The sequence below is a fragment of the Bradyrhizobium sp. HKCCYLS1011 genome, assembly GCF_051167795.1.
Classification (GTDB): Bacteria; Pseudomonadota; Alphaproteobacteria; order Rhizobiales; family Xanthobacteraceae; genus Bradyrhizobium.
In genome coordinates, this window is record NZ_JBNPTT010000005.1 from 238,473 (window position 1) to 251,098 (window position 12,626).

11 protein-coding genes, 1 pseudogene and 1 riboswitch are annotated in these 12,626 nt (G+C 60.1%); of the genes and pseudogenes, 8 read left to right on the top strand and 4 right to left on the bottom strand.

Annotation, left to right across the window (positions count from 1 at the left end; all coding sequences use genetic code 11):
• Positions 1-4: 4 nt before the first annotated feature.
• Entirely contained in the window at positions 5-382 is a 378-nt protein-coding gene (locus tag ACQR1W_RS18165; protein ID WP_434852069.1) for a hypothetical protein, read from the bottom strand.
• A 328-nt stretch (positions 383-710) separates the two neighbouring features.
• Positions 711-1,544, bottom strand: coding sequence for a hypothetical protein (locus tag ACQR1W_RS18170; RefSeq protein ID WP_434852070.1), 834 nt, complete (start codon positions 1,542-1,544; stop codon positions 711-713).
• A 979-nt stretch (positions 1,545-2,523) separates the two neighbouring features.
• Positions 2,524-2,586, top strand: a riboswitch (Fluoride riboswitch).
• 27 nt (positions 2,587-2,613) lie between these two features.
• On the opposite strand from ACQR1W_RS18170, the pseudogene crcB reads away from it, so the two are divergent.
• Positions 2,614-2,976, top strand: a pseudogene (gene crcB, locus ACQR1W_RS18175) (fluoride efflux transporter CrcB); the annotation flags it as partial.
• 381 nt (positions 2,977-3,357) lie between these two features.
• Here the strand turns inward: crcB and ACQR1W_RS18180 are convergent.
• Positions 3,358-6,408 carry an efflux RND transporter permease subunit gene (locus ACQR1W_RS18180; RefSeq protein WP_434852071.1) on the bottom strand — a complete coding sequence of 1,017 codons (3,051 nt, stop codon included), beginning with the start codon at positions 6,406-6,408 and terminating at the stop codon, positions 3,358-3,360.
• A complete protein-coding gene (locus ACQR1W_RS18185) occupies positions 6,405-7,511 on the bottom strand; it encodes an efflux RND transporter periplasmic adaptor subunit (RefSeq protein ID WP_434852072.1) in 1,107 nt (368 codons plus the stop codon). The genes ACQR1W_RS18180 and ACQR1W_RS18185 overlap by 4 nt, the downstream gene beginning before the upstream one ends.
• Positions 7,512-7,977: 466 nt before the next feature.
• Between ACQR1W_RS18185 and ACQR1W_RS18190 the strand changes: the two genes are divergently transcribed.
• From ACQR1W_RS18190 to ACQR1W_RS18220, 7 genes are all read left to right on the top strand, one after another.
• The gene (locus ACQR1W_RS18190; RefSeq protein ID WP_139024790.1) at positions 7,978-8,178 is read left to right on the top strand and encodes a DUF3551 domain-containing protein; all 201 of its coding nucleotides are present in this window, start codon (positions 7,978-7,980) and stop codon (positions 8,176-8,178) included.
• A 218-nt stretch (positions 8,179-8,396) separates the two neighbouring features.
• Positions 8,397-8,924 (top strand): Na+/H+ antiporter subunit E, encoded by a 528-nt coding sequence (locus tag ACQR1W_RS18195; protein ID WP_434852073.1) that lies wholly within the window; start codon positions 8,397-8,399, stop codon positions 8,922-8,924.
• Complete coding sequence (locus ACQR1W_RS18200; RefSeq protein ID WP_434852074.1) at positions 8,917-9,207, top strand: monovalent cation/H+ antiporter complex subunit F; 291 nt, start codon at positions 8,917-8,919, stop codon at positions 9,205-9,207. The genes ACQR1W_RS18195 and ACQR1W_RS18200 overlap by 8 nt, the downstream gene beginning before the upstream one ends.
• A gap of 14 nt (positions 9,208-9,221) precedes the next feature.
• Positions 9,222-9,497, top strand: coding sequence for a monovalent cation/H(+) antiporter subunit G (locus ACQR1W_RS18205; protein WP_434852075.1), 276 nt, complete (start codon positions 9,222-9,224; stop codon positions 9,495-9,497).
• Entirely contained in the window at positions 9,494-10,435 is a 942-nt protein-coding gene (locus tag ACQR1W_RS18210; RefSeq protein WP_434852076.1) for an MnhB domain-containing protein, read from the top strand. Before ACQR1W_RS18205 ends, ACQR1W_RS18210 begins: the two co-directional genes overlap by 4 nt.
• Positions 10,432-10,776 (top strand): NADH-quinone oxidoreductase subunit K, encoded by a 345-nt coding sequence (locus ACQR1W_RS18215; protein WP_434852077.1) that lies wholly within the window; start codon positions 10,432-10,434, stop codon positions 10,774-10,776. The genes ACQR1W_RS18210 and ACQR1W_RS18215 overlap by 4 nt, the downstream gene beginning before the upstream one ends.
• On the top strand, positions 10,776-12,554 hold the full coding sequence (locus ACQR1W_RS18220; RefSeq protein WP_434852078.1) for a complex I subunit 5 family protein: 1,779 nt from the start codon (positions 10,776-10,778) through the stop codon (positions 12,552-12,554). The genes ACQR1W_RS18215 and ACQR1W_RS18220 overlap by 1 nt, the downstream gene beginning before the upstream one ends.
• The last annotated feature ends 72 nt before the right edge of the window (positions 12,555-12,626 follow it).

Consider the following 12,626-nt stretch of genomic DNA (forward strand, 5'->3'; position numbering starts at 1 on the left):
GCTCTCAGGTCCGGGATTTGGGCGGAGGCGTATCGAGCCCTGGATGATCCTCAAGAAGGAACGTCGGCGTGGCGTATGTCGGCAGGACCGACTTTGCCGCCGGCTCGGCAACCAGGACGAGCGATGGGAGCAGCAGGGGGATACAGGTATAGCAATGATCGACGACGGTGACGGCCGGCGTGTTCGTATCCTGGTCCGCTTTGCCAGGTACATCGCCGAGTTCGAGCTGTTCGACCCGCTCGATGGAGACAAGCGTCTCCTCGGCGCAGGCGAACTCCCCTGCAATCCCAACGATGACATAAGCAATTGCAAGGCAAACGGTCAGCAGTCCCCGCAGCGCAGGTGCAAAAGTACGTCGCCTATGGCCATTTTGCCGTTTCATCAAGGATATGGGTAGCAAGGACAAGAGCCGAACACCATCCCAAAACCGGGTACTGGAAGAACGCGCGGCGCTTCCTGACTCACTCTGCGGCATTCGGTCATCGGCGTTCCTCGACAAAAAAACACGATTCTAGACCCTACTAGCGCGGGGCCTTAGTTCCATTGCTGAATCAGGGGCCGAAACGGTGTGCGTTCTGTGATACAAACTGGGATCAATTTGGGATACATACCGAAGGTTTCTGGAATAATTAGCCAATAAAATCAATTAGCAGACCTGCCTCATGGTTCCCTCCGAGCGCACCACTCCCACGCGTAAGCAGCTGAAGTGGTTAGAGTTTTTTCCGAAAGTTACTACGGAAAGTTACTACTCTGTTCTGTCTGGAGGTTCCGGGCTTGTTCTCATGCGGCATCGCCAGAAAATCGTCCAACGACTGGCTCTGATCGAACGCCACGACCTTGTCCATGCCGCTGATGCCGAGCTTTTCGCGGTTTGCCTGCGCGATGTAATGGGCCGGCATCTTCGGGTCCGTCCAGCCGCACATCGCCATCATCTGGCTCTCGGTGCAATCGGCGTAAGCCGCCACTTCCGCCCGCGCCTTGCGCACGCCATGGCAGCTCTTCTTCGGCTCATTCACGCCGGCGAGCACGGCAAATTTCTTGAATTTCATCGCCCACGCCTTCTTGTTCATCGGCAGGATACGGCTACCCACTGTCTTGCCGGTGAAAACCTCCGCGCCAATTATCCGATGGGCGCGAGCCGCCCGCAGATTTTCGGCGAAGTCCGGGTGCACCGGGACGGTGACCATGGTGTTGCCCCGGCTCTTCTCGGTGGCGATCTGGACCGCCATCTTCCGAACGATCTGGCGCAGGTGCTGAGGCCCGAATCGATGCGCATCCCCAAGCCGCAGGAATGTGTAATGGAGGATGTCGAACATCAGTAGCGCCTCGGTCCCGAGCGGCCATTTCGCCCGATACCTCGCCATGTCCTCCTCGGTCCAGGGGAGGAAGCCGCCGCTCTCGCGCGAGGCTTTTGCCTTACCTGACCGGATACCGATGGTCGGATCGTCGTCCTCGTGGAGGTGCCCCTCGTCGGTCATCCAACGGATCATTCCCCGTAGCGCCGACAAGAGGTTGCCCGCCTGAGACGGCGTGCGCGCTTTCATCTCCGCCTTGATTACCTTGCGGCTCTAGATTGCGAACGGCTTCTCGCCATTTTCGGCAAAGAGGCTTTCGATCAGTTCCGTGCGCTGAAACCGGATCGAGGCTGAAAGCCCCTCAAGGCCGACGCTGATGTCGCCGAGCCAGTGGTCGCTCTGTTTGTAGAGTGTCCAGTACCAGCGCAGCGTTTGAGGCTGCGGCGGCTCAGTCTGGACCGGGGCGTTTGGCTCATTACGCTGCTTCTGTGCCCGAATGTAATCGGTGCTGTCGCCATAGAGCGCGATCTGCGACGTGATCTCCGCATCACACGCCCCGTCGAAATCCTTCGCGCCGAACTCAGCCTTTATCCTGATCCTCGAAGAATGCGGGCAGAGCCCATCCTCAGCGCGGTCTTTTCAGGGCTTGAGGTCCAACAATTCGCCACGACCGCAAACGGGTGTGCGCCCGCCGATAGTGTGCGTTAGCTCAGAAGCTGCCTTCTGATCCACGAGTGCGTGGCTCCGGTTGAGCCCTCCCGGTATCACTCTGGAAGGCGGTTGCTGATCGGCTTGCTGGCGAGCCTCTAACCAATCAGCCAGGGCCTTGTACTCTCGCTCCATTTTCTCGAGCTCGTCTCTGGTCTCTCTATGCCCAGTAATGGCAGCTTGGAGACGGCAGTCGCGCTCCAGGGCGCGGTACTTGCGATGCGGCATTGTGACCCCCTTGTCACCAGGAAGATCCAGTTTAGCAGATGCTCCTTTGCGAGGAACTTAAGTGCGATAATCGCTGCCGCTTCCCGATTGGCTGGAGGCGCAAGGGAAAGACTCTTGCGCCTTTCGACCCAAGAACTGTCAGGCCTAGGGCACAGTTTCAGAACTTCGACAGCTTCGACATTTTGCGGAGATGCCTGATCGGGAGCTTCGGGCCATTTCCAGACTCGCGTGCCAGTTCGCATTTTCGGTCGGGGCAAATGCCTTGTCCTTCTCAGTGATGCTCGCTAGGCTGGCTCCTAATGGGGATGGGGTTCCCCCGATAACCGCCATGGTGGCTGATGACTCCTATTGTTGCGCGACGGCGCAGGTAGGAGCGTGGGCGATGAACCCTCAACTCATCTTGGCTGTAGCTATCGGACGCGCGCTGGGATCAGTCGCGAGATACTTGGTCGGTATCGGCTCCGGTAAGCTGTTCGGCTCTAATTTTCCTTTCGGAACGCTTGTTATCAACGTGACAGGTTCGGCACTGATCGGTGTCTTTGTCGGCCTGTTCGCAACGAAATGGGACTTACCCCCATTCGTTCGAATTTTTCTTATTGTTGGCATCTGCGGTGGCTACACTACATTCTCCACTTTCTCACTTGACGCTTGGTTTCCGATCGAGCGCGGGCAAAGTATGGCGTCGATCGCCTGCATGGGCTTGTCGGTTGTTCTGTCGCTGGCTGCTTTGGTCGGCGGCACGCAGAGGTTTATCCTCGGGCAACGCGTGCGGCCAACGAATTTCACCACTGGATTTCGAGGACCCCACCGAACCAGCGCGGTGAGCACAGCTTTGTTGAGTGGAAAGTGTCGGCATCAATGCACGACCACCGTGAGCTATGGTCGCACGTCGCGGTCAGGTCCTATCGGGCGCGTTCGGCAATGAATTTTAGTACCACTGGCGCATTCGACCAACATCCCAGTTTGTCGGATGACATTGCCGACGCGATTGCATCGCGGGGGTGTGGCGACTTCGAGCGCAACAGGCAGCTTGGCTGTCTGTCTCGCTTCACCTTGGCAGTGGCTTCACGCTCTGTAATCACCCGGTTGAGGGATTCTCGCAGTCGGAGATCCTTTCCCGCCTTTGTCATCGCTCCTGCAGAGCGACCTCCTTTTCGCCGAACCAGGTTAGATAAAGCGTGGGTAGGAAAACGAGCGTAAGGACCGTCGCAACCAACAAGCCGCCCATGATCGCGAATGCCATGGGTCCCCAGAACACCGTTGGCGCGATTGGGATCATCCCAAGGACAGTCGAGACGGCTGTCAACATGATCGGTCGAAAACGAGAGCTGCTGGCATCAACCGTAGCGTCCCACGGCGACTTGCCCAAGGTACGTTCGGCGTCGATCTGACCGATCAGGATGACCGCATTCTTGCTTATCATGCCGATAAGGGCGAGCACGCCGAGAATAGCGACGAAACCCAAGGGTCTGCCGGACAACATTAACGCAGCGACAACGCCGATCAGGCCGAGCGGCGCCACGCTCAGAACCATGAAAAGCTTCGGAAAGCTTTGCAGCTGTACCATGAGGACCGTAAACATGACCAAAAGCATCACGGGCACCACCGCCAGCACAGATGCCTGCGACTTCTGGCTCTCTTCCACAGTCCCGCCGACAGCCACGTGATATGAGGGAGGAAGAGTCTTTCTGAGGTTCTCGATCGCCGGCGACAGCGAAGTCACCACTCCTTCCGGCAACTTGTCACCGGTGATGGCGGCTTGGACCGTCAGAGTCGGAACGCGATCGCGCCGCCAGACGATAGGAAATTCCTGGTCATATTCAAAGAATGCAAACTGGCTGAGAGGAACGGTCCGTCCGCCCGACAATGGCACCTGCAGATTGCGAAGATCGTCCAACGAGTTTCTCTGCTCGTCGGTCGAGCGCGCCACGACATTGACTAGGTAAATATCGTCGCGGACCTGGGTGACGGGTGTCCCCGATATGACAGCGTTCAGGACGGTCGCGATGGTCTGCGAACTCAGCCCGAGAAGGCGCGCCTCGTCTTGGTCAACGCGAATGCGCACCTGGCGATCGGGTTCCATCCAATCGAAATTCACCTGTTTGGCGTCCGGATTGGTGGCAACGATCTGTCCGACCTTGAGCGCGATGTCGCGCACCCGTTCCACGTCAGGGCCACTGACGCGGTACTGCACAGGCCATCCGACCGGCGGCCCAAGCTCGAGGGGAGATATGAAGGCAACCGCGCCAGGAAATTCCTGCGCCAGCAGTTTGTCGAGTTTTAGATGCAGACGCTCGCGCGCCGCGACATCCTTCGCTATGACGACGACCTGCGTGAAGGAATCGTTCGGAAGCTGGACATTCAGGGGCAAATAGAAGCGGATCGCGCCGCGGCCGACATAGGTGCTCCAACGCGCTACATCGGGATCGGCCGAAAGCGCAGTGTCGAGGCGCTTCGCCGCGGTCTCGCTGGCATAAATTGAGGCATTTTGCGGCAGGCTAATGTCGACGAGCAGTTCCGGACGATCCGACGAAGGAAAGAACTGTCGCGGGATCAATGGCAGCGCAAGAACCGAGGCAGCGAAGAGTGCGAGCGAGGCTGCGATCGTCAGCCATTTGGCACGCATCGCGAAGGTTAGGAAGCTTCGGTAGATGCGGAAGATCCTGCCCGGAGCCGCTGTGCTCGCTGTCTTGGGCGGAAGGAGGATGACCGCTCCCAATAGGGGCGTGAAAATGACGGCAACGAACCAGGACACCAGCAGCGCAATCGTGACGACAGCAAACAGTGAAAACGTGTATTCGCCGGCCGAGCTCGCCGCAAAGCCTACCGGTATGAAGCCTGCGATCGTCACCAGTGTGCCCGCGAGCATCGCCATCGCGTGTGTCCGGTATGCGAAACTTGCGGCCTCGAGCTTGCTGGCCCCTTGCGCCAACCGGGTGAGCGTCGCATCAGTTGTCGTCATCGCATCGTCAACCAGCAAGGCAAGCGCGATGATGAGTGCGCCAAGCGATATTCGTTGCATGTCAATGCGGGCGAGTCCCATGATCGGAAAGACAATCGCCAGCGTGAGCGGGATGGCGAGAGCGATGATCAGGCCTGGTCGCACGCCGAGGCTGATGAAGCTCACCACCATGATGATCGCGATCGCCTGTAGCAGCGAGACCATGAATTCACGGATGGCCTGATCGACCACAACGGGCTGGTCTGCGACCAGATGGGGCTCAATCCCGATCGGCAGATCGGCGGTGATTTGCGCCATCGCTTTCCTGATATTTGCCCCGAGCGCGAGGATGTCCCCGCCGTCGCGCATGGCGATTGCAAGCCCTATTGCCGGCTGGCCATTCACTCGAAACAGCGGCTGGGGTGGGTCGGCACTACCGCGCCGGACCCGGGCGATATCGCTCAGGCGAAGCATCCGTCCGCCGATGGCGAAATTGATGCTGGCAATATCCTGCTCGGATTGGAAGCTGCCCGAAACACGAAGCGAGAGGTTCTCTGAGCCGGTTCTTATCACCCCGGCCGGTCGTACGATGTTCTGTGACTGAAGCGCCGCAATAAGAGCGGAACGATCAATTCCGAGGGTCGCGAGTTCCCTCATGGAGAACTCCACAAAAATCACCTCATCCTGTTCGCCCAAAAGCTCGATCTTCGATACGTCCGGCACGAGAAGCAGCCTTGAGCGGATCTCCTCGACCCGGTCGCGCAGTTCACGCTGGGTGAAGCCGTCGCTGGTAAATCCGTAGATTATGCCGAACGTATCGCCGAATTCGTCATTGAAGCCGGGTCCGACCACGCCGGCTGGCAGAGTATGACGCATGTCTCCGATCGTCTTGCGCACGTGGTACCAGGTGTCGGCGACCTCCTTCGCGCTAGCACTTCCCTTCAGATTCACAAAGACAGTAGCGACACCTGCCCTCGTGAAGCTGCGCAGGAAGTCGAGATGCGGTGTTTCCTGCAGGTGACGTTCGAGGCGCTCCGTCACCTGTTTCATCGTCTCTTCCACGGATGCGCCCGGCCAGGCGGCTTGCACCACCATGGTCTTGATGATGAAGGCCGGATCTTCGTTGCGTCCTAGCCGGAAATAAGACAGCACGCCGACGGCCACCGCGATGATCATCATGTAGACGACCAAGGGGCGGTGCTTCAGCGCCCACTCAGAAAGATTGACTTCCCTCATGAGTCCGACCCGAGCACGCGCACTTTCTGGCCTGGATGAAGTGACTGAACGCCGGCGGTGACGATGATCTCTCCGGCATCCAGACCCTGCGAGATGATCACCTGCGCCTGATCGAATCGCAGCACATCGACGTTGCGGACGGAAACTGCACTGGTCGATGGATCGACAATCCAAACCGCCGGCTGCCCGTTCATTCGCGTCAACGCCGTCGCAGGTATGTTGATCACCGGCCCGGAACCGGTTTCGACCCGCCCGTTGACTGTCGCGCCAAGCCGCATAGCGCTCGGGGGCTCCGTCAGTCCGACCTTGACTTCGAACGTGCGGGTGACGGGGTCGGCCTGCGCTGCGATCTGGCGAATGCGTCCTTGCGCAGTCACCTTCGAATCCTCAGTCAGGCTGACGGTGACCTGCACATTGGGTGACGCCGATCTGGCCAACTGAGCGGGAACATCGAACACCGCGTCTCGGCCGTCTTGTCGCGCGATTTTTGCGATCATCTGGCCGGCCTGAACAACCTCGCCGGCCGATGGACCTGTGGCGGTAATCTTGCCCGGCGCGTCAGCCTTAAGTTCGGTAAAACTAACGAGATCGTGCGCGGTGTTCAGTTGGGCCTCCGCAGCCTCGACTTGCGACTGGGCGGTTTGTCGTGCCTGTGTTGCCACCTCGAAATTGGCGCGTGTGGTCCATCCCTGCGCCAACAGCGTCTCCTGACGCTCGTAGTGATTGCGCGCCTGCGTCAGCTGGCCTTGCGCCGCCGCGAGTGCAGCCTGTGCCTGCCGTAACCCGTTCATTTCGTTCTGCGACTCCAGTCGCGCCAGCAACTGTCCGGGCTCGACCCGATCACCAATCTTGGTGTCGTTCGCCAGCAACCGTCCTGAAATCCGGAAAGCGACGGTCACCTCGTCCTCCGCCTCTATGCGACCGGTGAAGGTCAACGGAGCCAAGGCCTCACGCTTCTCGATCGTCGTCGTCCGGACCGGGCGCGGCGGAGGCTCAGCTTTGGTTTCCGCTTCTCGACCACAGGCTGCCAACGTCAGCGAGCACGCAGCCAGCGCAAACCCGAGTGAGAGAAACTGGTGAGGCGTCGTTCCGGGGGCAGGCATCCAAGGAGCCTTTCGAGTTCCGGGATGTCTGCCGAGAAGGTCAGCCTTTCCGACGTATGGTCATCCCGTGGTCATCCCGGCATTGCCCACTGTCATTTTTGCCGAAGGAACCAGCTGCAGAAATCGGTAATTCTACTTGGTGCGACCGGATGCATTCCCGGTCACTAATGGCCGCATTCCGGGGAATCCCTGACGTATGCTCGGGTAATCACCCGATACTTGGCGCTCCACCAAGAGCGCACGCTCGTGGTCTTCGATTGGAGCACGCAAAGGAGGTAATGGCTTCGCACCTAGTTGATGTTTCACATGATCGGCATCGCTAATTCGCGAACCTCGCTCGAAGCGACGGGCACCGGCTTGACGATCTCCAAGTCCGTACTTCGCATGACTGGCAAATGTTCCGGAAGTGCAGCAATGACACTTGAACGAGGCTCCAACTGAATCGATGGACCAGGAGGATTTACAGATGCGAAAGCTTATCGTGATTGCGTTTGGGATCTTGGGAATGCTGTCGATCGTGCCAATAGCTACTCCGGCAAACGCAGCGAACGAATGGTGCTCAAAGCACAAAGGCATGACGCGCTGCGCTTACGCCACCGAGGATCAATGCCGCGCATCAAGGAGCGGACGAGGTGGCACTTGCTTCCGCCGGCAGGCATCCCGCTAGCTGCGCGGTCGCGGGAGCTTTCCCTGAATTTGGCACCGTAGGATCGGCTCGTTAGCGCCATCAGAACCATGTTGGACGGGTGTATCGAGTTCGCGCAGCGACGCAAACACTGATTTCCGGCCGCCGAAGTCCACTATGGCGCTGCCGGAATCTTCTTAACAGCTACGGAAATCCAGAAGACCTCGCAACGCGATCCGACCTCGATCGAGGAGGCCGACATGAGCATGGGAGGATCGTCAGGAAGGCAGAATACGTTCTCCGGCTTGGCGGCCGGGCGGTGGAAGGCGATCGCGGCATGGCGAGCGGCGTGCTTCATCTGCCTCTGGCTGGTGCTTGCCGGAGCAGCCCTCGCAGATATTCCAGCCGCAGCCGCCGCCGTCGCCGCAGCGACGTGGATAAGCTTGCGCCTACTGGAGCCGCACACCTCGCGACGTTCGCTTAGTGCCATCATCCGACTGGTGTCGCTCTTCCTGTATCACTCGGTGGCCGCCGGAGTGGACGTTGCAAGACGCGCGCTCGATCCCCGATTACCCCTGCGGCCGGGATTTGTGTCCTACTCAACTGGACTTTCACGTGGAACGCGCCGGAACGTGTTCACAACACTCACTAGCCTGCTGCCGGGCACCGTGCCGACAGGAGAGCGGAACGGCCAGCTCTTGTATCACTGCCTCGACGTCGAACAGCCGGTCCTCGCTGAGCTTGCCGCAGAGGAAGCGGCCCTGGTTCGAGCGCTCTACAATGACTGAGTTCCTGACGGCTGCCGTAGGGTTCATTCTGGCGATGTTGGCGCTGGGGCTGGTGTCGATCCTGCGCGGTCCGGGAGACACCGACCGCATGATGGCGGCCCAGTTGATTGGGACGGCCGGTATTGCTGCATTGCTCCTGCTCGGCACCGTGACGGGCGTGCCCGCGGCAGTCGACGTCGCGCTGACCTTGGCACTTCTCGCCACGTTCGCATCCATCGCGTTCGTCAAGAAGGGGCTTTCTAGCCTCGATACTGATGGGACGGGGATAACGGAGGACAAATGAGCCTCGCACGCGACATGATGACGATTGCGGCAGTGTCAGCCGGCGCGTTCTTTTTCCTGGCCGGCACGGTCGGCCTGCTTCGTTTTCCCGACACGCTGACTCGTCTGCATGCGCTCACCAAAGCGGACAATCTCGGCCTCGGCCTCGTCGTGCTCGGCTTGCTGCCGCAAGCAGGGAGTCTGCGCGACGGGTTCAAATTGATAGGCATTTGGCTGCTCACGCTACTTGCGGGTGCGACCGTGTCACAGCTGATCGCGCGCACTGCGCGGGAAGGTGAAACGGCCAAATGAGCGTCGCAACTGTTTTCGAGGTCGTGCTTGCTACCGTGGTCCTCGGGTTCGGCTTCTGGACAACAGCGGTTCGCAAAACCTACTCGGCAGCGGTCGGTTTCGTCGCTTACGGATTGCTGGTGGCACTGATCTGGGTGCGCCTTGACGCTGTGGACGTTGCGCTGACCGAGGCCGCGATCAGCGGAGGACTCGGCGGCGTATTGTTGCTAGGTGCGGCGGCGCGATTGCGTGACTCCGAAACGACGGCGGCTGAAGCGCCAGGCAGCCTGACGCGAGCGTGCGCGGCTGTATTGTCTGTATTGATCGCCGCGGCGCTTGCTGGCGCCGTTTGGCTCCTGCCCGAACATGCACCAACGCTAGCCCCGAGAAGTGTTGCAAATGCGTGGGCGACGAGTCTGGCCAATCCTGTTACCAACGTGCTTATGGCGTTCCGCGCAATGGATACCATGCTTGAGAAAGTCGTGCTGTTGCTGGCCATCATCGGCGTCTGGTCGCTTGCACCCGATACTGCCTGGGGCGGCCGTCCTGGACCGTGCCACCGGGCAGATCCAAATGGCGTTCTGGCTTTTCTCGCGCGCTTGCTGCCGCCCGTCGGCATTGTCGTAGGAATTTACGTCTTTTGGACTGGAGCCGATCACCCCGGCGGAGCCTTTCAGGGCGGCGCGATTCTCGCGTCCATGTGGCTGCTTGCTATCATGGCCGGTTTAGCCGACACCCCAGCCGCCAGCCGTCGATGGCTTCGGTGCATCCTGATCGCCGGCCCTGGCCTGTTTCTCGCCGTCGGCCTCGGAGGACTTTGGTTTGGCAGCGCATTCCTTGCTTATCCCGCGGCGTACGCCAAGCCACTGATCCTCGGCATCGAGGTTGCGATGATCCTGACGATCGCAGCAACCCTTGGTTTGCTGCTCGCCGGCGCACCGGAACGGAGTGTGAAGTGACGAGCGGCGCAACAGTGTTCGGACTGTGTGCCGCCGTAGCTGTCGGACTTGGGCTCTATGGCTTGATCACGAATCCGCAGCCACTTCGAAAGATCATTGCCTTCAATGTGTTGGGTAGTGGCGTATTTCTCCTGTTCGGCGTGGTCGGACGGCGGGGTGCCGCAGCAGGGATCGGCAACGATCCGGTGCCGCAGGCGCTGGTGATCACCGGTGTCGTCGTCGCGTTCGCCGCGACGGCCTTGGCCATCGCGCTCTTGCTCCGGCTATTTCAGAAAACCGGCACGACAACACTGTGCAGCGACGTGCGGCCGATCGCCTGCTCTGATCCATCCGGTGACTAATGCTGCCAGCCGCCGCCGCCCCTGCGCTGGACGCGATGACAAGCACGGGCGGCTTCCTGCTGGTGCTGTCCATCGTCGTCCCTGTCACAGGCGTTTTGCTGGCCTTCATTTTGGGCGACCAGTACGTGAGGCTGGTCGCATGTGCGATTGTCCCGTTCGGCTTGGCGATTGCCGCGGCGATTGTCGTCGCGCTGCCGCAAGGCAACGGCCCTGTCGTCTACCTGTTAGGTGCTTGGCCACCCCCCCTAGGAATAGCGCTGCGCGCGGATGGATTGTCGGCGGTGATGCTCGCTGCGACCGCGGTCGTGATCTGTGCGGTCGCCGCGTTCGCCGCCGCTGATTTCTCAATAACCGAGACCCGTGTTTCATTCACGTTCTGGATCCTGCTGCTGGCGATCTGGGGAGCGCTAAACACGATCTTTCTCGGCGGTGACCTCTTCACCCTCTATGTCGCATTGGAGTTGCTGACATTCGCCGCGGTACCGTTGGTTTGCCTGGATGGCCGCGGGGAGACGCTGCGCGCCGCGATACGATATCTGCTCTTTGCCCTGCTTGGCTCCCTTCTCTACTTGCTGGGAACGACGCTCCTCTACGGCCTATACGGCACACTCGACATCGTGCTGCTGGGGCGTCGCATCGACACACAACCTGCCGCTGTCGTCGCAGCGGCATTGATGACAACGGGTCTTCTTGCCAAGACCGCACTGGTCCCGTTGCACCTTTGGCTGCCGCCCGCCCATGCTGGCGCACCGGCGGCGGCCAGTGCGATTCTATCCGGACTGGTCGTCAAGGGCTCTTTCTTCATCATTGTACGGCTCTGGTTCAACGTGATGCCTGGACTGCCCGGGTTCATTGCTACGCAATTGCTCGCCGGACTTGGCGGCGTGGCAATCGTACTCGGTAGCGTTGTCGCTCTGCGCCAGGAGCGACTGAAGCTCCTGATCGCATATTCGACACTCGCCCAGATCGGATATCTCTTCTTGATGTTTCCGCTGGCGTTCGGTGCTTCCGGACGGCTTGAGAGCAGTGGCGCCCTGGCCGGGGGTCTGTTGCAGGCGATCTCTCATGCCACCGCGAAGGCCGCAATGTTCCTGGCGGCCGGGTCGATCTATGCGACGCTGGGGCAGGATCGAATCCTAGGGTTGGGCGGTGTCGGCCGGATATTGCCGATCAGCGTACTTGCGTTCGCTTTGAGTGGGCTTGCGCTGATGGGCCTGCCGCCGAGCGGCGCTTATCTCGCGAAGGAGCTGCTCCTTCAGGCGGCAGCCGAAAAAGAGCAGTGGTGGTGGGCTGTCGTGCTTCAGGCGGGTGGAGTTTTCACAGGCGCATATGTTGTGCTGGTGCTCGCGCATGCACTGACGGCTGCGAAGGAGCCGATTGCTCCGGACAGCTCGGCACCGCGTATTCGAGAGCTGGCCACGCTGGCGCTGGCGCTATGCTCGCTGATGCTGGGCCTCGTACCTTGGGAGGCCTATCTATCGATTCCGAACGGCGTCCCGTCGGACAAGTTTGGCATTGGAGCGCTTTTTAAAATGCTCCTTCCTCTCCTGGGGGGTACAGGGGTGGCGATCTTGCTGGCGCCTTCGAAGCTCCCGAGCTGGCGTCGATCGGGCTGGAACGAACTCATAGCGGTGATCAGCTCGGTCCGTCGCGGAAGCCTTGCATCGAGCGCTATCGTTGAGGCGGGCGACAAGTTTCTCCGTCAGTGGCCCATCGCGTGCATTTCCGTCCTCACTCTGGCGGCGCTGTTTGGTGTATCGATGCTCGGAGCGCACTGATACTGCGATCTGGAACAATGGACGAATATTCATCCGGACGTTTGAGAGGCTCCGAGGATGTCACGACAGTAC